The 19167-nt window shown below is 66.0% G+C and carries 25 protein-coding genes and 1 pseudogene; 15 read left to right on the plus strand and 11 right to left on the minus strand.

What is annotated here, in order from left to right; translation table 11 throughout:
* The first annotated feature begins 166 nt into the window (after window positions 1–166).
* Complete coding sequence (locus tag C489_RS01915; RefSeq protein WP_006429421.1) at window positions 167–556, plus strand: DUF5802 family protein; 390 nt, start codon at window positions 167–169, stop codon at window positions 554–556.
* Window positions 557–585: 29 nt separating this feature from the next.
* Window positions 586–1518, plus strand: a complete 933-nt coding sequence (locus C489_RS01920) for a Vms1/Ankzf1 family peptidyl-tRNA hydrolase (RefSeq protein WP_006429422.1) — start codon at window positions 586–588, stop codon at window positions 1516–1518.
* 18 nt (window positions 1519–1536) lie between these two features.
* Here C489_RS01920 and C489_RS01925 read toward each other — a convergent pair whose 3' ends face one another.
* Window positions 1537–1731: a hypothetical protein gene (locus tag C489_RS01925; protein WP_006429423.1), complete on the minus strand. Its 195-nt coding sequence runs from the start codon at window positions 1729–1731 to the stop codon at window positions 1537–1539.
* 157 nt (window positions 1732–1888) lie between these two features.
* Window positions 1889–2626 carry an NAD(P)/FAD-dependent oxidoreductase gene (locus C489_RS01930; protein ID WP_006429424.1) on the minus strand — a complete coding sequence of 246 codons (738 nt, stop codon included), beginning with the start codon at window positions 2624–2626 and terminating at the stop codon, window positions 1889–1891.
* Window positions 2627–2992: 366 nt separating this feature from the next.
* Here C489_RS01930 and C489_RS01935 point away from each other — a divergent pair, with 366 nt between their 5' ends.
* From C489_RS01935 to trkA, 4 genes are all read left to right on the plus strand, one after another.
* Window positions 2993–3265 (plus strand): hypothetical protein, encoded by a 273-nt coding sequence (locus C489_RS01935; RefSeq protein ID WP_006429425.1) that lies wholly within the window; start codon window positions 2993–2995, stop codon window positions 3263–3265.
* A 158-nt stretch (window positions 3266–3423) separates the two neighbouring features.
* Window positions 3424–4143, plus strand: a complete 720-nt coding sequence (gene yqeC / locus C489_RS01940) for a selenium cofactor biosynthesis protein YqeC (RefSeq protein WP_006429426.1) — start codon at window positions 3424–3426, stop codon at window positions 4141–4143.
* A gap of 85 nt (window positions 4144–4228) precedes the next feature.
* Window positions 4229–4750, plus strand: a complete 522-nt coding sequence (locus C489_RS01945) for an SRPBCC family protein (RefSeq protein ID WP_006429427.1) — start codon at window positions 4229–4231, stop codon at window positions 4748–4750.
* A gap of 148 nt (window positions 4751–4898) precedes the next feature.
* Window positions 4899–6236, plus strand: a complete 1338-nt coding sequence (gene trkA / locus C489_RS01950; RefSeq protein WP_006429428.1) for a Trk system potassium transporter TrkA — start codon at window positions 4899–4901, stop codon at window positions 6234–6236.
* A 13-nt stretch (window positions 6237–6249) separates the two neighbouring features.
* On the opposite strand, the gene C489_RS01955 is transcribed toward trkA, so the two are convergent.
* Window positions 6250–7365 (minus strand): NAD(P)/FAD-dependent oxidoreductase, encoded by a 1116-nt coding sequence (locus tag C489_RS01955; protein ID WP_006429429.1) that lies wholly within the window; start codon window positions 7363–7365, stop codon window positions 6250–6252.
* Between the two features lie 142 nt (window positions 7366–7507).
* Between C489_RS01955 and C489_RS01960 the strand changes: the two genes are divergently transcribed.
* The 9 genes and pseudogenes from C489_RS01960 to C489_RS01995 all read left to right on the plus strand — a co-directional run bounded on the left by C489_RS01960 (window position 7508) and on the right by C489_RS01995 (window position 14626).
* Window positions 7508–8233, plus strand: a complete 726-nt coding sequence (locus C489_RS01960; protein ID WP_006429430.1) for a plastocyanin/azurin family copper-binding protein — start codon at window positions 7508–7510, stop codon at window positions 8231–8233.
* Between the two features lie 113 nt (window positions 8234–8346).
* Window positions 8347–9132: a prephenate dehydrogenase/arogenate dehydrogenase family protein gene (locus C489_RS01965; protein WP_006429431.1), complete on the plus strand. Its 786-nt coding sequence runs from the start codon at window positions 8347–8349 to the stop codon at window positions 9130–9132.
* On the plus strand, window positions 9129–10718 hold the full coding sequence (locus tag C489_RS01970; RefSeq protein ID WP_006429432.1) for a small ribosomal subunit Rsm22 family protein: 1590 nt from the start codon (window positions 9129–9131) through the stop codon (window positions 10716–10718). The genes C489_RS01965 and C489_RS01970 overlap by 4 nt, the downstream gene beginning before the upstream one ends.
* 68 nt (window positions 10719–10786) lie before the next feature.
* Window positions 10787–11575 carry a 5'/3'-nucleotidase SurE gene (surE, locus tag C489_RS01975; RefSeq protein WP_006429433.1) on the plus strand — a complete coding sequence of 263 codons (789 nt, stop codon included), beginning with the start codon at window positions 10787–10789 and terminating at the stop codon, window positions 11573–11575.
* A gap of 315 nt (window positions 11576–11890) precedes the next feature.
* Window positions 11891–12286 (plus strand): helix-turn-helix transcriptional regulator, encoded by a 396-nt coding sequence (locus tag C489_RS01980; RefSeq protein ID WP_006429434.1) that lies wholly within the window; start codon window positions 11891–11893, stop codon window positions 12284–12286.
* A 214-nt stretch (window positions 12287–12500) separates the two neighbouring features.
* Window positions 12501–12680: a hypothetical protein gene (locus C489_RS01985; protein WP_049890497.1), complete on the plus strand. Its 180-nt coding sequence runs from the start codon at window positions 12501–12503 to the stop codon at window positions 12678–12680.
* A 470-nt stretch (window positions 12681–13150) separates the two neighbouring features.
* Window positions 13151–13279: a hypothetical protein gene (locus C489_RS22835; RefSeq protein WP_267877913.1), complete on the plus strand. Its 129-nt coding sequence runs from the start codon at window positions 13151–13153 to the stop codon at window positions 13277–13279.
* A gap of 331 nt (window positions 13280–13610) precedes the next feature.
* Window positions 13611–14037: pseudogene (locus C489_RS22935) on the plus strand (SWIM zinc finger family protein).
* A gap of 130 nt (window positions 14038–14167) precedes the next feature.
* Window positions 14168–14626: a ribbon-helix-helix domain-containing protein gene (locus tag C489_RS01995; RefSeq protein WP_006429436.1), complete on the plus strand. Its 459-nt coding sequence runs from the start codon at window positions 14168–14170 to the stop codon at window positions 14624–14626.
* 129 nt (window positions 14627–14755) lie between these two features.
* On the opposite strand, the gene C489_RS22020 is transcribed toward C489_RS01995, so the two are convergent.
* The 8 genes from C489_RS22020 to C489_RS02035 form a co-directional block, all read right to left on the minus strand.
* Window positions 14756–14932 carry a hypothetical protein gene (locus C489_RS22020; protein WP_169331180.1) on the minus strand — a complete coding sequence of 59 codons (177 nt, stop codon included), beginning with the start codon at window positions 14930–14932 and terminating at the stop codon, window positions 14756–14758.
* A gap of 10 nt (window positions 14933–14942) precedes the next feature.
* Window positions 14943–15596, minus strand: coding sequence for a hypothetical protein (locus C489_RS02005; protein WP_006429438.1), 654 nt, complete (start codon window positions 15594–15596; stop codon window positions 14943–14945).
* A 10-nt stretch (window positions 15597–15606) separates the two neighbouring features.
* Window positions 15607–16518, minus strand: a complete 912-nt coding sequence (locus C489_RS02010) for a hypothetical protein (protein WP_006429439.1) — start codon at window positions 16516–16518, stop codon at window positions 15607–15609.
* 4 nt (window positions 16519–16522) lie between these two features.
* Window positions 16523–16999: a hypothetical protein gene (locus C489_RS02015; protein ID WP_049890499.1), complete on the minus strand. Its 477-nt coding sequence runs from the start codon at window positions 16997–16999 to the stop codon at window positions 16523–16525.
* On the minus strand, window positions 16996–17211 hold the full coding sequence (locus C489_RS02020; protein WP_006429441.1) for a hypothetical protein: 216 nt from the start codon (window positions 17209–17211) through the stop codon (window positions 16996–16998). The genes C489_RS02015 and C489_RS02020 overlap by 4 nt, the downstream gene beginning before the upstream one ends.
* A 1-nt stretch (window position 17212) precedes the next feature.
* The gene (locus C489_RS02025) at window positions 17213–17944 is read right to left on the minus strand and encodes a hypothetical protein (protein ID WP_006429442.1); all 732 of its coding nucleotides are present in this window, start codon (window positions 17942–17944) and stop codon (window positions 17213–17215) included.
* Window positions 17945–18093: 149 nt separating this feature from the next.
* Window positions 18094–18324 (minus strand): hypothetical protein, encoded by a 231-nt coding sequence (locus tag C489_RS02030; protein ID WP_006429443.1) that lies wholly within the window; start codon window positions 18322–18324, stop codon window positions 18094–18096.
* A gap of 6 nt (window positions 18325–18330) precedes the next feature.
* Window positions 18331–19068, minus strand: coding sequence for a hypothetical protein (locus C489_RS02035; protein WP_006429445.1), 738 nt, complete (start codon window positions 19066–19068; stop codon window positions 18331–18333).
* Window positions 19069–19167: the final 99 nt, after the last annotated feature.

The raw sequence follows: 19167 nt of genomic DNA on the forward strand, positions 1-19167 counted from the left end.
ACGGGTCGGCCGCGAACACGGACAGCCGACTCCGGTAAGCCGTGCCTGAAGCTGGCGATGACTCCCAACTGGCCCCGAAACCGCCGTCGGAGATCGGTCTGATAGCGCGACGACTTAAACGTATCTGCAAACAGTTATGTCGCTCCGCACCCTGGTATTTGTTACCATGTTCGAGGTGTTCTCGCGAAGCTATTATCTCGGACGTCTCTACGTGACCCCCACCGACGGGGATCACGCACTCATGCACAGCGAGCAACACGAGCGGATCAACGAGGCGGTGTACGCCACCGGCGACGGGCTCGAGCGCCTCGATACCCCGCTCGTGATGAAACTCGAGTCCCAGCACTTCCCGGTTCACGGGGCGGCAGACATCCCGACGAATACGCTCGCCTTGCCGGAATCGATGGTCGAAGGAGCCGAGATCAGGAATCCGCCGTCGCTCAGGGAGGTGTTCCTCGCTCGGCGGGAGCGCGCCCGGCAGCTGCTCGCGTTCACCGGTGGGCGGCAAACTGCCGGCAACCGGCCGGACGAGGACCTGCGAAACGCCGGAACCTAGAAGTACGCTCGCTTCCCGTTTTCGCCCGGATGTTCGACGAGTTGCTCGGCCGCGCATCGCTCAAGGACCGAATCGCCGAACTCGAGGACGAAAACGAGCGGTTACGGAAGCGGTACGAGGCCGAATCCGAGCGCCGGGCCGATGCCGCGACCGCCAGACAGGACGCCGAGGAGCGGCTCAACCGACTCGAGGACCGGATCGCCCAACTCGAGGGCGAACTCGAGCGCGTCGAGGAGGCCGAAACCGGAATGGCGGTCCGCCACCGCGAGCAACTGCGGGGTGCCCGTCTCGAGTCGGTACTCGACCGGTTGACGACCTTTCGGACGGGTCCCGAGGGGGCGCTGACCGTCGGCGTGGACCGCGACGGACTCTCCGAGTCAACCCGCGGGGAACTCGAGTCCGTCCTCGGCGATCGCGTTGCACTCGTCGACGACGCCGCGCCGTGTCTGTGCTGTGTCGATGACGCGGGACTCCTCGCCGTGACACTCGCGCCGCCGGTGGTTCCCGATCAGGACGCGACGTGGCGCGACCGGTTCGCCCTCGAGCGCGAGTGGTTCCTGCCGACCGGTCGCCACGCGGTCGCGCTCGTCCGGACCGACCTGTTCGCCCTCGGGGTCTACGAGGGGGCGGACCGCGTCGACTACCGCGGGTTCGAGAGCGACGTCAAGGGAAGCCACTCGAAAGGCGGGTTCTCTCAGGCCCGGTTCGAACGGATCCGCGACGGCCAGATCGACGACCACCTCGAGCGCTGTCGAGACGCCCTCGCCGCGTACGAACCCGGCGGCGAGGCCGCCGACATGCCGCTCTCTCTCGTCGGCCAGCGCGGTATCGTCGACGCGCTCGTCGAGGAATCGTCCCTCGAGCCGGCCGCGACGGCCGCCGTCGACGCGACTGGCGACCCGAAGCCGGCGCTCGAGGACGCCGTTCGGTCGTTCTGGACAACGGAACTGCGGGTGCTGTGAGTCCGTCTCGACCGGTCGTCAGTAGCCGCCGCCGTCGGTGAAACAGCGACCACACCGGTTCGCCTCACCGTCGCTGACCGCTTGCTCGACGGGAACGACTCGAAGGTGTTCGTGAGCGATGTGAGCGGTCGCGCCGCAGGCCGTCTGGAAGTCGGACTGGCCCGATTCGTGCTTGTGGATCTTGTTCGTCGTCTCGTTCAGAACACCATTCATGCTGTGCGTTATCATGCCGAATGCATATAATAGCATCGTCCGGTGAACGGGGGCTCCAAGCGGGCGTCGAACCGTTGCACAGATGGAACGGGACAGCGGACCGAGTCGGAACGAAACAGGGTATTTCCGGTCCCGGAACGATGCAACGGGACGCGTCTCAGTTTTGTTCGACGCTCGGGTGCATCGTCGGCTCCTCGTCGAGGGGCTCCGCGAACGCCTCGAGCATCGACTCTCTCGCCTGCTCGTCGCGCTTTCGCCGTTCCTCGTCGTCGATCTCTTCACAGCCCGGGGGCACCTCGCGGCCGCGGCCGGTGAAGTAGCCCTCTGGGACGACCCAGTCGTGATAGAAGTTCGCGTCCGAGTCGTGGACGACCGCGAGGCCGACCTTCGCGCCGTGGCCGGCGGCGATGATCGTCTGGTGGGGCTCGTCCGCGAGCCGACCCGCGGCGTAGACGCCCTCGACGGCCGTCCGCCCGCCGGTATCGACGTTGACGAAGCGTTTGCTTCCCCGTTTGGTCCGCCCCACGTCCAGCGGGACGAGGTAGTCGCTGGAAGACCACGAGGCCGCGATGAGCCGCCGGGCCTCGAGGGGGTCCCCGCCCTCGGTCTCGAGGGCGAAGCCCTCCTCGAGATCGGTCGCTTCGATCGGTTCGGCCCGCGTTACGCGGCCGAGTTCGAACTCGACGCCCGCGTTTCGGGCCTGCTCGCGGGTCAGTTGCAGGTACCGACGGGCGTCGACCCCGTTCGGGAAGCCGGGGTAGTTCTCGAGGCTAGCGTTGCGCGCGAGGATGGATTCGCCCCCGTCGATGACGAGGGTGTCCAGTCCCGCGCGAGCGGTGAAAATCGACGCGGCGAGGCCGGCGACGCCGCCGCCGACGATACAGACGTCTCGCATACCTCTCGGTTGCGCGTCGCCTGTATAGAAGGTTGTCGTCCGTCGCGGCCCCGAAACGGAGCCTGCCGGAGGCAGGACTCAGTCGTCGCTGGCGACGTGCGGACCGCTACTGGCACCGACGTCCGGCGTCTGCAACACCGCTTGTCGGTCTCCGATCCGAGCGTCTCGAGGTGGCGGTTGAGTGCGGTCTCGTTGACGGAGAGAATCGCGTCTCCCGGGCCGACGTGCTCGGGGATCCCGGTGGGTCCCGTTCGGCCGACCGGAACGGAGTCGGGGTCCCGACGCTATTCGGGATCTGGTCGGCGATCAGGGTGACGATGGAGGCGCGACCACACCGATTTAGTCTCTCCGGAACGGCGTTCGAGTATGGCGAATCCGCAGTTCGAGGAAGTCAAGACGGAAGCCGCCGCGGCGATCACGGACGAGGACCTCCGTTCGGTGTACACCGGGCTCGTCCACGAGGATGGCCGCCACGAGTACTACTTCGGCAACGACACCGAGGAAGCGGCCGAACTCCGCGAGGCCGCGGCGATTCAACTCGGGATGTTGACGCGCGTGCTCGCGGACCGCTCCGATATGTCCGTCGAGGAGATCGCGGACCTCGCTGCCGAACGCGCCGAGAACATGGAGTTACGGTGAGTCAGTAGCGCGATCAGAGTGCCCCGGTCCGAATCTCACGATCTCTTTTGTACGCCGTCTCACTTGGTCACTCGGAGACGAGCGCTCTGAACACGACCGCCGCCCCCGCCACGCTACGGAGTGAAACCGTTATCACGGATCGCACGGTGTGTTCGGGTATGGACGTTGTCGAGGCCCTCGAGGCGCGGCGCGGAACGACCTGTGTCGTCGGGGCCGGCGGCAAGAAGACGGCGATGGCGACGCTCGCGGCGGCCCTCGAGCGCGCGGTCGTCACCGCCACGGTCCGCATCCCCATCTTCGACGACTGGGTCGAGCGGGTCGCGGTCACGGACGATCCGATTACGGCCGTCGCGGAAACAGCCGACTGGCCGCTCGGCGTCGTTCCGGAACGGGAACGCGAGGACCGCTATCTGGGCCACGACCGCGCGACGGTCGACGCCCTCGCTGGGCTCGACGTTCCGGTCCTCGTCAAAGCCGACGGCGCGCGGATGCGTCGGTTCAAAGCCCCGAACGATCGGGAGCCACAGCTGCCCTCGAGTGCGGACACGGTCGTGCCGATCGGGAGCGCACACGTCGTCGGAGAGCCCCTGACCGAGGAGCGCGTCCACCGGGTCGAGCGGGTCGCGGAACTGACCGGGCTCGAGCCCGGCGACGAGATCCGGCCGGCCGACGTGGCGACCGTCCTCGCCAGCGACCGGGGCGGCCGCAAGGACGTTCCGGAGAGCGCGACGGTAATTCCGCTCCTCAACATGGTCGACGACGAGGCGCTCGCGGCGACCGCGCGGCGGGTCGCCGACGAAATCCACGAGCGGGCGGACGTTCCGCGGGTCGTCCTCGCGGAGCTGCGTGCCGACCGGCCGATCGTCGATATCGTGTAGCGCTCCGGCCCCGCCGTCTGCTCAAGCCGGGACTCGCCGTTGACAGTATGGCAATCCTTACTTTCGGACCCGTTGTACGACCGGTGTGGACAGAATTCTCCTCAGCACGCTCGCCTATCGGTCGCCCGAGGAGGTCTTCCCGTACGTGCGCTCCTTTACCGACTACCCGCGGTACACGGACCACCTGAAGTCCGTCCGCGTCACCGGCGACGGCGATGTCGGCTCCGTCTACGACCTCGAGTTGGCGTGGTGGAAGCTGAGCTACACCGCCAACTCGAAGGTGACCGCTATCTCGCCCCCCGAGTCGCTCACGTGGGAACTGGTCAACGACCTCGATGCCCGCGGCGAGTGGCGGGTCGAGTCGGAGCCGGAATCCGCCCCGGCGGACGCGGAGACGGCGAGCCGGATCTACTTCGAGGCGCGCTATGACCCCTACTCGGCCGACGAAAACGCCATCTCGCTGCCGCGATTCGTCTCGCTTGACTGGGTCGTCCGGAAAGTCGAGCCGAAACTGCTCGGCGAGGCCCAGACCGTCGTCGAACGGCTCGTCGCGGACATCGAGGGGCAACCGCGGGACGTGGAGCTGACAGTGCATGAGATGCCGTAGCGCCCGCGCCGCTTCCACAGCCGAGCGGAGACCCACTGTGACCGGTTCGCTGGCAGGGCAAACCCACTTACTGCTCGAAGACCGACACTGCTGACATGAGCGGACGCTGTCCCGACCCATCTCCTCGCTGCCCGCGGGTGAGTGTCTGATGCGGGTCCTCGTCGTCGGTGCGGGCGAGGTGGGGTCGAACATCGCCGCGAGCCTCGACGACGATCATCACGTCGTCGTCATCGATACGGATCCCGATCGCATCGATTCGATCACCTACTCTCACGACGTGTTGGCGATCCAGGGCGACGGCACCGCGATCGGGACGCTGCGGGAGGCCGGTATCGAGAACGCGGATCTGGTGATCGCGAGTACCGATATCGACGAGACGAACATCGTCATCTGCGGCGCGGCCAAGGCGGTCGGCGATCCGTTCACGATCGCCCGTGTGAAGAAGACGAACCTCCTCCGGACCTGGGAGCAGTCCACGGGCGCGTTCGGCGTCGATTTCATGGTCAGTACGAACTTACAGACCGCCGAGACGATCGTCAGGATCGCCGGCCTGCCCGGCGCTCACGACGTCGAGACCTTCGCCGGCGGGCTCGTCCAGATGGCCGAGTTCGAGGTCGAACCCGACAGCCTCATCGCCGGCGAGACCGTCTCCGAGGCCGACCGGTTCGAGTCGCTGACGTTCGCGGCCCTGTTGCGCGATGACGACGTCATCATTCCGCGCGGTGACACGGTTATTACAGCGGGCGACGCCGTCGTCGTCATCGGATCCAAAGCGAGCGTCCGCGCCTTCGCGAGTTCGCTGACGCCCGAACCGACCCTCGAGGACGCCCGCGAGATCGTCATCGTCGGCGGGACCGACATCGGCTACCAGACGGCGCGGCTCTTCGAGGCGGAGGGGCTCGAGCCGCGACTGGTCGAACGCGATCCGGACCGGGCGCGGGAACTGGCCGAGCAACTGCCGGGGACGCTGGTCTTGGAGAGCGACGCGACGGATATCGACTTCCTCGTCCGGGAACACGTCGACGAGTCCGATATCGTGGTGTCCGTCCTCGAGAGCGACGAGAAGAACCTGCTCGTCTCCCTGTTGGCGAAGCGACTCGGCGTCGAGCGCACCATCGGGATCGTCGAGTCCGGCGAGTACGTCGACCTCTTCGAGACGGTCGGGATCGACATCGGCGTCAACCCCCGGCTCGTCACCTCCGAGGAAATCACCCGATTCACGCGCAAGCGCCGCGCGGAAAACGTCGCCATGCTCGAGTCCGACCGCGCGGAGGTCCTCGAGATCGAGATCGACGCCGACAGCGCACTGTTCGAGTCGCGGATTCAGGACGCGATCGCCGACCTGCCCGAGGGCGTCGTCATCGGCGCGATCAGCCGCGACGGCGACCTGATCACGCCACGCGGCGAGACGGTCGTCCATGGGGGCGATCACGTCGTCGTCTTCGTCGACACGGTCGTGTTGGACGAGGTTACCGCGGCGCTGTAACGCAGCCTCAGTCTCAGCCGTCGACACCGCTCTCCTGCCCGATCCGCTCGCCGATCTCGAGTCCGTTCCGGAGCGCCGCGTGGAGCCGACTTTCACCCGCGACCCAGTCGCCGAGACAGTACAGTCCCTCGCGCTCGGCGCGGCGCAGCGGATCGGCGGCGACGCCGTCCTCGGGTAAGGCGTATCGCCAGCCCTGCTGGTCGGCCCAGCCGGGCTCCCGCAGGCGCTCGTCTCCCATGAGGTCGGCGGTCAGATCGGCGAGTCGCTCGCGGTTCTCGGCCGCCGGCTCGTCGTAGCGATCGACCGACCACTCGTGGTTGGCCTGTACGACCAGCAGCGACTCGCCGTCGGGGACGTGACCGGGCTTGCACTCCTCGCGGCCGATCCAGCCGACCTCGTGGGCCTTGTCCGTGTTGACCAGCGCGTAGTAGGGCCGCTCGAGTTCGAAGGGATAGTGGAAGATCGCGGTCCAGATCGTCCGGAAGGGAACTTCGTCGACGGCGTCGGCGAGGTCGTCGCACGCGTCGGCGTCCCACTCGGCCGACCGCAGCAGGTCGGCTGTCTGGGGTGCCGGTGGGTTTAGGAGGAGAACGTCGAAGGGACCCCAGCGGGTGCCGTCGGCGTCCTCGAGGTGCCAGACGCCGTCTGCGTCTCCGTGCCTACCTGCGTCTCCGCGCCTGCCCGCGTCTCCGCTCCCGTCCACAGCGCCGTCGCTCCGGACGATCGTCTTGATCCGCGTCTCTCGGTGAATCGTCGCATCGGTACGAGCGAACAGTCGCTTCGCGATCTGTGTCAGCCCCTGCCGGTAGGTCCACTTGTGGCCGTCGCGGTCGTCGCCCTCGGACACCGTGCCGTCGCTATCGAACGTCCAGACTGGGTCCGTCACGTCGACCAATCCCTCGCTGTCCAGCGTTTCGGTCAACAGTTCGACCACCCGCTCGTCGTCGGATTTGACGTAGTTCGCGCCGTAGTCGTAGACGACGTCGTCGCGTCGCCGTGTCGCGGCCCGGCCACAGAGGCCGCGGGACTTCTCGAGTACCGTGATCTCCGTTTCGGCGGGCGTTTCCTCGAGGGTAGACGCCGCGGCCGCGGCGGCCGCACCTGCGCCGACGATCCCGATTCGGGTCATGGGTATCCCTCGGGCGCGGTCCCTCAAGAATCCGAGCACGGGGCGGTTCGATTGCCGGTTGTGCCGACGATGACTGCCGAACGGTTCAGGAACTGTGATAGTCACGAACGCTTTTCTTCGGGTCCGTGATCGTTTCGAGAAAATGGATCTTCCGAATCCGACGCGACGGCGACTACTGGCGTCCGGCGGTAGCGGTCTCGCAATCGGTCTCGCGGGCTGTCTCGGCGGGAGAGACGACACCGCCGCCCAAGACGAAGACGACCCCGAGGGCGAGACTACCGGCGCGGGCAACGAGAGAGGCGGCGACCACGAGCACGGCTCTCACAACCACGACCACGACACCGATCACGAAATCGGCCAGCCGGTGTCCGAAATCACGGTCGAGATGATCACGAACGACGAGGGCAAGCACTTCATTCCCCACGTCGTTCACGTCGAACCCGGCGGCACCGTTGAGTGGGTGTTGAAACGCGGGGCCCACGACACCACCGCGTACCACCCGGACGTGTACAACGGCCAGCAGCGCATCCCCGACGAGGCCGAGCCGTGGGCCAGCGACCATCTGAGCGACGAGGGCGCGACGTTCGAGCGGACGTTCGACATCGAGGGGATCTATGACTACGTCCGTGCGCCCCACGAGCGGGACGGCATGGTCGGCACCGTCGTCGTCGGCTGGCCGGACCCCGAGGGCCAACCCGGGTTGGAAACGCCAGCAGACGACCGCCCCGACGCCGCCGTCGAGGGACTCGAGCGGTACAACGAGCAGGTTCGCGCGGTGCTCGAGGCGGGGCCGGATGGGCAGAGTAGCACCGAGGCCGGTCACGATCACGACCACGGCCACAGCGACGGCAGCGATCACGAGCACTGAGTCGCCAGTCGGGATCCGAACGCGAGCCGCCCCGTGACCGTTCGACCGCAGTGACGGTCTCGCGAGGCGGCGGATCGAACGGCTTTTGCGACGCCGGCGGGTAAGAGCGGGCGATGGACGTATTGATCGTCGGCGCGGGGTCGATGGGGACGTGGTTCGGGGACGCGATCGACGCCCGAGTCGCGTTCGCCGATGTCGACCGCGACGCGGCGGCCGCCGCAGCCGAGCGGGTCGGGGGCGAGGTCGCCGACCTCGAGGGCGAGCGGACCTACGACGTCGTCTGCCTCGCCGTGCCGATGACGCACGTACGCGACGCGATCGCCGCGCAGGCCGACCGGGCCGAGCGGGCGATCGTCGACGTCTCGGGCGTGATGGAGCCCGCGATCGCGGCCATGGAGCGGGCCGCGCCGGACCGCGAGCGAGTGAGCCTGCACCCGCTTTTCGCGCCGGAGCGGGCACCCGGCTCGATCGCCGTCGTCCGGGACCGGTCGGGACCGGTGACCGACGATCTGCTCGCCGTGCTCGCCGACCGGGGCAACGAGTTACTCGAGACGACGGCGACGGAACACGACGAGGCGATGGAGACGGTCCAGGCGGCGACCCACGCCGCGGTCCTGTCCTTCGCGCTGGCGGCGGAGTCGGTCCCGGACGGCTTCGAGACGCCGATCTACGAGGGGTTGGAACGGCTCGCCGAACAGGTGACCGCGGGCACGCCGCGGGTCTACGCCGACATTCAGGCGACCTTCGACGGCGCGGACGCGGTCGCCGACGCCGCGAGCGAGATCGCGGCCGCCGACGCCGACGACCTCGAGGCGCTGTACCGGGAGGCGGCGGCGAACTGGCACGGCGAGACGGCGGGCGGCGACGAGCGGCACGATACTGGGGGTGAACCAACGTGAGCGACCAACGAGAAGCGATCCGATCGAACGCGAAGTACCTGCGCAACGTCCGACCGATCGATCCCGAGGAGATCTGCGAATACGTCGAGGGGACCCCACATCCGGCGGTCGTCCGACAGCACCTCCGCGAGGACGCCGCGCTGCTGGGGTTGATCGAGCGAGACGATGGCACGTTCGTCCCCGTCGACGACGAGCCGGTCTCCCCGCGGCGCGGGCCGGTCGAGCGGTTCCCCGCCGAATACGAACGTCGACTCGAGGACCTGCTCGTCGAGCGCTACGGCCCCGACTGGGAGGAGGGCGTCTCTGGGGACCTGCTCCGGTCGACGATCCGCCGATTCAAGGCCGACTACCTCGACGGCCGGTCGGTCGAGTACGACGAGGACGTCGCGGCCGGCTACGCGATCTATCACCTGCCGGGCTACTACGCGGCGATCCAATATGCGTTAGACGACCTCGCGGACCGAGGGCTGCTCGGTCGCAACCTTCGGGTCCTCGATATCGGGGCCGGCGTCGGCGGCCCCGCGCTCGGCCTCTGTGACTACCTCCCCGACGACGCCTTGCTCGAGTACCACGCCGTCGAGCCGAGCGCGGCCGCGGACGTCCTCGAGGACCTGCTCGCGGAGACGGGCCGGAACGTCCACGCGACGATCCACCGGGAGACCGCGGAGGCGTTCGATCCGAGCGAAGCCGTCAACGGCGGTGGCGGTGACGGTGATAGCGGCGATGACGGCTCCGGCGACGAGTTCGATCCCACTGCGCCCGACGACGGCTTCGATCTGATCTTCGCCTGCAACGTGCTGAGCGAACTCGACGACCCGACCGCCGTCGCGCGGTCATATCTCGAGACGCTCGCGCCCGACGGAACTTTCCTCGCGATGGCACCCGCCGACAAGAACACGAGCGTGCAGTTGCGCGCAGTCGAACGCGAACTCGAGGACGAACGGTTCTGGGACCGGACGACAGTGGAATTCGACGATGAGAGCGCCGGCGACGCAGAGAAATACCGCCGCGGCGAAGTGACCGTCTACGGCCCCGCCGTCCGTCTCTGGCCCGGCGAACGGCCCTCGGATCGCGGCTGGTCGTTCGACGTTCAGCCGGAGTTGGCCGTCCCGGACGTTCAGCGCCGACTCGACGAGGCCGCGCCGGCCGACGACGAAGAGCACGCCCCCGGCGAGTTCGTCAACGTCGACGTGCAGTTTTCGTACTCACAGCTCCGCCTCGACGGCCGCCGCCGGATCGACATGGCCCTCGAGACGAGCCAGTGGGCGAAGATGGCCGAGATGGAACGCCACGTCACCGAGCGGATCGACCTCGTCGCGGCGAAGCTCAGCCGCTCGCTCTCCGACGGCGGGAACGACTGGCGCGGCGGCGGGCGCTCGAACCCGCTGTTCAAGATCAGCGACGGCAGCGAAGCGATCGACCACTACGCGGTCGTCACGACCGAAACCGCGCTCAACCGCCCGCTGCTCGAGGCCGACTATGGCGACATCTGTTCGTTCGAGGGAATCCTCGCACTCTGGAACGACGACGAGGAGGCCTACAATTTGGTCGTCGATGAGGAGACGATCGTCGACCGACTCGCCTGAGACCGGCAGCCGACGGTACCCGTCGCGGAAGCGGTGGGCTTTTCGCGCCGCCGCCCGACCGCCGTGACATGAGCGACGACCTCGAGATCCTGTTGACCAACGACGACGGGATCGACAGCACCGGTATCCGGGCGCTCCACGACGCCCTCTCCGAGCACGCCAACGTGACCGTCGTCGCCCCGGCCGACGACCGAAGCGCCTGCGGCCGGTCGCTTTCCCACGAAGTCGAAGTCGACGAGCGCGAGCTGGGGTATGCGGTCCACGGCACGCCCGCGGACTGCGTCGTCGCCGGCCTCGCCGAACTCGGCCCCTATCCCGACCTGGTCGTCGCGGGCTGTAACAAGGGCGCGAACCTCGGGGAGTACGTCCTCGGGCGCTCGGGAACGATCAGTGCGGCCGTCGAGGCCGCCTTCTTCGACGTCCCCGCGATCGCGACGTCGCTGTACGTTCCCGTCGACGACACGCCTTTCGAAGAGACCGAGGTGACCGCCGACGAGTACGCTGAAGCGACCCGTGTGACCTCCTATCTCGCCGAAAACGCGCTCGAGGCGGGGGTCTTCGATCACGCCGCGTACCTCAACGTCAACGTCCCGCTGCCCGACGGCGAGCCCGCACCGATCGAGATCACGCGCCCCTCGAAGCGCTACGAGATGGACGCCGAGCGCAACGGTGGTCACGTCACCCTTCACGACCGCGTCTGGGACGATATGGACCCCGAGTCGCTGCCCGACCCCGAGGGGACCGACCGCCGCGCCATCGTCGAGGGCCGCATCAGCGTCTCGCCGCTGACCGCCCCGCACACGACGAACCACCACGAGGCGCTCGACGAACTCGCCGACGCCTATCGGAGCGACTGAGACGGTGCCCGCTCGATGCGCTCACGGACACGGATCGTCGATCGCACCGGGACCCGAGCCGCAGAAATCGGAGACTACGGCAGTATTGAGCGCGTGGTACGTATCCGGATCGCTCGAGCCGGGGTATCGGCGAGCCTGTCGGTCGCTGAAAGTGATAACTGACTTGCGGGTCGCAAGGCAGTCGCTATTCGCCGACGGCACCGTCACGATAGTCACAACGTAACCGACGGATCGCAACAATGTCATATAGAAAACATAAAATCAAGGTAGGTGGGCGTTCAAGCTGTGATAGTCCCAACGGAGCGTGACCAATAGATGGTATTCAATACACTCTGGACTCGCCTCTCGTCTCTCTGGACCGATTCGACCGACGAGTCCCCATCGGACGAGTCCCCGTCGACGGCGGCCGAGGAACCGATCGACGAAACCGACGACGAAACGTTGAGCTACGCCGAAGACATCGAATACGGCGTCGACGAACGCGAGCTGCCCGACGAGGACAAGGTTCTCAGACTGCTCGTCAAACGCGGCGGCCGCGTCGACCAATCGACCGTCCGCGAGGAAACCGGCTGGTCCCAGGATCGCCTCGCGGACGTCATCGACCGCATGGAAGACGACGACCAAGTCAGCGCGATCACCGTCGGCCGCAAGCGCGTGATCTGCCGGCGCGGCTTCGAACCCAAGGGCTACCGCGGCCATCTCAACGAATAACACCCCGATATCCGACCCGTCCCTGCGAACGGCGACGACGGTTTTACCCGAGTGATTCCGACTCGAGAGCGACGGGCTTGGCCAGGGTCGGTACCCAGAAGCGGTTAGCAGCGGTTCCCGCGTTGCACGCGGGCGGCTCCCACCGGCGAACGCCACCCGGCCATCTCTCGGCCCACCTTTTTGCCCGGCGTCGGCGTAGCCTGAGCCGATTCCGATGGAACTCACGATCGAGGACGCCCAAGTCGTCGTCGACTACGAGGGCACCGACTACTCGTTCGCGGTCGACGGCGAGAACGAACTCGCCTACGACGACACGAGCGGCCCGGAGTCGACCGCCCCGGATGCGGTGATCGAGGAACTCGAGGCGCGCGGGTACATCGTTCACCGAGACTGATACCTCCACTGTCTCGATCGGCGTCGTGGTCGATTTCCGTAATGAACTTCATCCAAGTGGAAACGTTCATTCCGGAGTTTTGCTATCTCTTCACTGGGGATGGCACACAAAGATGACGTAACACGGGTGCTTGCAGCGTGCACCGCGTGCGGATCGATCTATGCAGCCCGACAGTGGCCCGATGGCGAAATCAGAGTTATCGGCCAGAAAAGCTGCTCGTGTGGCTCGACCGATTTCGAACTCGTCGATGATTCCGACGACGATCCGGAGGTGGGGACCGACGACGGGTAACCGTCTATTTCTCGTCGGTCACTCGAGCATCGACGCGCCATCGATTCGCGGCCGATCGATGTGTCGAGAACCGCCTCGAGTAGTGCGTTTCCAACCGATCGATCGGCCCGTTTTCCGCCGTGACTGTCCGCCTAGCCGGACCATCATGTTTAAGCGACCGAGTTGCGAAGACAGCAATCATGCCTTCAGACGAATTCCTCGACGGGGAATCGCTCACCGGACGCCAAGCAGGACTCATCTTCGTCGGTTTCCTCAGTTTCATCGTCCTCTCCGGGGTCGCACTGTATCTCTTCAGAGGCCTCTTCTGAGGATGGCTCGAGGAGGGGTTTGTGGCCGTCTCTGAACTGCTCTTGTCTCATTTAGCGCGGATCCGCTCTGCTCGAGGAGTAGGGATGGCTTTACAGCTACAAACCTAGCACTGTGGGTCCTCGGGAACTGAGTGATAGAGAAGTGGACTCGCCGGGCGGGCAACTGTAATCCGCGGTCGTAATCAATCGCAGTACAGCGGAGGTGTCGGAGCGTGACCCGATACTGCCCGCACTGCGGTGGTCGGATGATCACTGAAACCTCGACTGGCGGCCTCCCCCGTCGCGTTTGTGAGAACGGCCCACATGATCTGCAGGAGGTGGCTCGAGGCCGATGAGCGCCTTCCCAGAGCCGACCGACGGCGAGGACATCGACTTCCTCGAGGAACGCGACGCAGACACCGAGTCATGGACTCGAGCGGATCCACGCGAGGCGTTGATCGAGTCGTTCGGTCGGTTCGGCTACAAGGTCACGCTCAGAGACGGCGAGAGCGTCCACTACNGGCCTTGAGGACGGCGAGTACCTCGGTCGATGCGACTGCAAGGGTTGGGAGTACCACGACGGCCCGTGCGCCCATCTCTGCACGCTCCGGAAGGCTGCCTTCCTCGAGCTGATAGACGTGAAGTCGACCGACGGCAGTCTCGACGACGAACACGAGATGCGCCACGCGACCAACGAGGCGCTCGAGGGTGAGCCACACGACACCGCGATCGAGCGGTCACGCGACTACGAGCGGGAAGTAGTGGAGGATCGCGCATGACGCGCACGCACACCCGCGCGATAGCCGCCTCCGTAGGCATCCCCACCCCCCTTGCATACGAACTGCGAAGCCCGACGCCGTCTGCGTATTCACGGGATATGCAAATCGGGGTGACTCGCTGATGGGACGGATGGATCACGATCCTTCGAGCCGCGTTTCGTTTGGCTGTCCCGACGAACTGCTCGAGACGCTCGATGAGATCACCGAGCGGGAGGACAAGAATCGGAGCGAGAAGCTTCGCGAGCTGGTCCAGAAGGAGGTCGAGGCGAAAGGGGATCTGGATGAACCTCAACCGGTCCTTCCAGACGACGAACGGCTCGCCGAGGCGTACCGGATGCTCCACGAGCGAGCGTCTGCTCGCCACAAGAGCAAGCGCCGCGTGAAACTCGAGACCGCGAAGAACAAGCTCTACGACAACACCACACCGAAGAGTGCNAGTGCCGTCCTCGATGAGATCATCAAGCCCCTCGAGAGCGAGGGCTACGTCTCGGTGTGGGCGGGAAACCAACACGTCTGGGTGATCGTGCCGCCGATGCGCTACACCGACGGTGAAGACATCGTCGACGCGGGAGAAAAAGCAGTCGCATAACCCGATCTCTTCTTACCGTTCTGTTTCTAGATGACCGAAAACTCGTCCTTGAGGACCTGACTGGCTGGACACCGGTCAAGATTCGGTCGGCTTCTCCGCGTCGTGTTCCTTCGCGTTCTCGAGGGCAGCCTACATCGCTTCCTCGCGGTCCATCCCCGGCGGGGGCTGGTATGGGATCTTCGCGAACGTCGCCCGGCCGAACCCGCGCAGGCGTTCGGTAGCGTAGTACGTCGGGCAGCACGCGCCGGCGAGGAACGCGACGACGACGGCGGCCAACATCTCGAGCGACGGGAGCGGTAGCGTCACCACGCCCGAATCACCCGAGTTGTACCCCAAGACCGACACTCAACCCGCCGCTTACCTTCCCCTCCGGTTCTTTCACGTCGAAAGCGAGGGGAACGACGGACTCCGAGCCGTCGATCGCGGCGTTTTCTTCTAACCCGTGCCACACGTACGAGATTCCGTCGTCTCCGGGTTCGGAAACGACATGGAACGAGTCGTACGTCTCTCCGGAAACGAGCCACAACTGCGCCGTAGCTCGTCCCTGCTCGTCGATCGTGACCGGCGCGGAAGTGGGGAACGACCCGCGAGCAGTTATCGACTCCGCTCGAGTTAGCGGTTCGCCCTCTCCGTCGAATAGAACGATGTTCGTCAGCCGGAAGCCCCCGACCGGAACGCCGGTTCCGTCGACGATCGGGCTCGAGCGCTCGAGCGCGAAGGTTCCCGTCTTCTCGCGCCCGTCGTCGAGTGTCCGTTTCTCGAGCAGGTTCGGGGCCGGTCGACTGAACTCGTCGAGCGCCTGATGTACGCGCCCGTCGTCGAGTGTCCGGTTCTCGAGTAGGTTCGGAGTCGATCGACCGAACGCGTCGAGTCCCGATCGCTCTCGCCCGACGTCTTCCTCTTTGTTGGGATATGCGGAGGTAGACGACCGCTCGAGCCGCACTGCCACACCGAGCGAGTAGGTACTCATGGATCAGTACCTACGACATTTTGATACAGATGGGGTTGCCCGTTCCTTCGCGTAGGATCATCCAGCGGTTCGTACCGCCCGAATCCTGAATTACGTCGCCGTGGCTTAGGCCGGTGCCGGATTTGTCGCGTAGCCAGTGGTCAACTTCCCCGATCGGCATTTGCGTGTTGTTGTCCAGGTGTTCGTAGGTAGCGCCGTAGAGAACGAACGGCATCGTAACGAAGTCGTCGTTCTCGCTGGCCTGATTGACCATGCCCCACCCGGTACCCATGTATCCGTCTTGATCCTGCGGGCTGTACGTCTCGAGGCTGAAGTCGGGGGCCGTCTGGTAGTAGCTCAACGGATCGCCGCCGACACACCCGGCCATGAGCGTCTGATCCGCTTCGTCGGCCATGTAGTCGAAGTACGGGTTCACGTCCTGATACGCGCACCAGACCGCCGAGTTCCCGCCCGAGTCTTCCGTACGCTCCCAGTACCAGACGAAACCGCTTTCGGTGTAGTACATCCAGTACTGACCGGCGTCCTGCGCGCTCGAGAGTCCGGGGTTCTTGTCGTTGTGCTGCCCGCCGACCGACGCGTCGAGCCACCAGTTCGACTCGTTCGCGGTGTACTCGTTGTTGTCGGTGGTACTCTGGATGAACTCGCCTTTGCCGTATCCCCATTGGAAGCCGTCGCTACCGTTCTCGGCCCAGTTGCTCCCGCTGCTGGCCCCGCTGTCGTAGTAGCTCGACAGGAACGCCATACGCTCGTCGTGATCGGCGTAGTTCGGAGTCTGTAGTTCGACGTGTCCGTAATACCCGCCTTCGTCGACTGTATCCCGGTAGTCGGCGTTAATCGCCCATCCGTTCAGGCTGGTTAGGTTGTCGATCAGTGCGTCGAACGCCTCTTGCCACGTTGCTGAAACTTGGTCTTCAAATGCCATTGTTTTACTCCATCGCGAGGATTTTCACCTGCGTATTCTCCGTTTCGCTCGAGGGCAGTCGGAGTCGCGCCATCGAGGCTCCGAGTCCGCCCTGAGGCGATACCGAGAACGGGGCATCTTCGGGGTCGAGTGGGATTTTTCGATAGTCGCCCTCGGAGCGAAAGGCGACGTAAATTGGCGCGTCGAACCCCCAGACGGTGACAGACTTCGCCGGAAACCCCCATTTCAGACGGTTCTCTTCGGCCGTCGTGATTGGCAGCGGTTCCTCGGTTACGAAGTATCCCGCTTCCTGGCTGTCCTCTGACTCTGTATCGAGCGCCTCGAGGGCGTTCTCCCCGCGCTGCTCGAGCAGCAGCGCGAGTAGGAGCCGCTCGGTGTCGCTCTCGACAAGGTCCTCGCTCCAGGAGGAGGCACCGACGCCGTAGTCCTCGAGGACGCGCTCGATCGGACTGTCGGGCCCGATCGTCGACGAGCCCATCACGAGGTATCCCCCTCCTGCTCGCCGCCGTCGGTCGCGACCGTTCGCACGTCGCTGCGGAGATCGCGAACGGCGGCCGTGTGTTCCTCGATCGCCTCGAGCCAGTTGCCCCGCTCCTCGCGCCGTTCGTCGCGCTCTTCCCGGTAGAGCCGGTACATGAGCAGGAACGCGACGGTCGGGAAGCCGAAGCTGTTGAGCAAGGCGACGGGATCCATGCTAGATCAGCCCCCCGGCGAGGTCGCCAGCGCCGTCGACGAGGTTCCCACCGGCGTCGGTCGCTCCGTCGATCACGTTGCCACCGGCATCGGTCGCGCCGCCGGCGTCGGTCGCCCCGTCGACGGCGTCGCCGCCGGCGTCGGCCGCGTCGTCACCGGCACCCATCAGACCGCCGAAGAGGTTCCCGCCGGCGTCGGAAACGCCGCCGAAGGTGTCGCCCACAGCGTCGCCGACGCTGCCCGTGGCATCGGTCACTCCGTCCCAGGTGTCGCCGAGGACATCGCCACCGAAGTCGCTCGTTCCGTCGGCGAGGTCGGTCGCACCGCCCCACACGTCACCGATCGCGCCGCCGATCCCACCGGCCGCGTCGGTCGAGCCGCCCCACACGTCGCCGATCGCGCCACCGATCCCGCCAGCGGCTTCGCCGGCTCCACCGGCCGCGTTAGTCGTTCCGCCGACGATGTTCCCGACCGCGTCGCCGATGCCGTCGGCTGTCTGACCGGGGCCGCGCGTCATCTGAACGACGCGCCAGACGATGAACGCGAGCGCGATCGCGCCGATGACCATCGCGACGTTGAACCCCTTGCTGTCTTGGGCTGCATCACCGATGTTGTCGGAGATGTTGCTCACTGCCTCCGCTGCCGGTTCCGCAGCGTCGGCCGCCGTGCCGGCCGCGTCGCCCGCTTTGTCGGCCGCTTCGCCGGCGGCCAGTGCTGCCGCGGGTCCCGGCATCTAGCTCACCTCCATGTCGATACCGTCGATGGGGCTCGTGAGCCCCTGCGTGTGTGCGTTCATGATCGGATCGTGACGAACACCAGCAGCACCGCCTGCAGCGCCAGCAGGCCGATCATGATGTCGTCCTGCGTCCACTGNGTGTGCGTTCATGATCGGATCGTGACGAACACCAGCAGCACCGCCTGCAGCGCCAGCAGGCCGATCATGATGTCGTCCTGCGTCCACTGGGTCCCGTAGACGAGTCGCGCCGTCGGACTCTCCGGCGGCTGCTGGGATTGGCTCTGGTTCGCCGGGCTCGAGGTCGTCGACGCTGACGACGAGGCTGTCGTCACCGCTAACTCTCCGGGCTCGGTACCGTCGGATAAGCCGCCCTGCACGGGGAATCACCCCCGGACTCCGATCATGTCCTGCTTGACCGCTGCGCCCAGATCCTCGATCCGGGCCTCGGTCTGGAACCGCGGCAGCGACAGCAGGGCGTTGCGCGCTCGAGGCGTCCCGTTGGCTCGCTCGGGAGCCTCGAACGCGACTTTGTACGGCGCGTCGACGACGACCTGTAGCTTGAACTTCCGCGGGAGGTACGGCTGCAGCGGGGTGCGATCGAAGCCGAACTGGATCTCCTGCTGGGCCTGATCGCGGGTGTGCAGGATCGCTGTCTGTGCCTCCTTGAGCGTCTGGTTGACCTTCCCGCCCGCTCCCGGTGCGGTCTTGCGAATCTCGACCGACGCCGGATCCCGCGGGACGTAGAAGACGTCGAGATCGGTCTCCGTCCCTGCCGACGTGTAGTCGAAGGAGTTAGCGTCGTAGTCGATGCTGTCGGGCTGGACGACCGAACCATCCTCCCACAGCAGGAAGTCCTGCGTCGATGGGCTCTCGATCAGATTGTGCCCGAGTTCGAACGTCTCCTGCTCGTCGGCGGACCCGTTGGTCGTGAAGTGCTCGTGCGCCGGGAGGACGAGACGCAGCTCACTGTCGTGATCGTCGCGAAGTTGGAGCGGCCGACCGAGTTTGATCTCGGCGACGACGCTCGCCTCGCCGGACGTGCCCGCCTGGGTGTCGAACTCGCGGAGGGTGACGCTGCCGGGAACCCAGGAGGCCGCTTTGAGTTTGTTCTTGATCGCCATTACTCGAGGTCCACCTCCGCGAGCGCGGCTTCCTCGAAGTAGATCTCGCTCTGGGCGTGGTCGATCTGCTCGGAGGAATCGACGAGGATGTACGCTTCG

The sequence above is a fragment of the Natrinema versiforme JCM 10478 genome, from assembly GCF_000337195.1.
In the GTDB taxonomy this organism is placed as follows: domain Archaea; phylum Halobacteriota; class Halobacteria; order Halobacteriales; family Natrialbaceae; genus Natrinema; species Natrinema versiforme.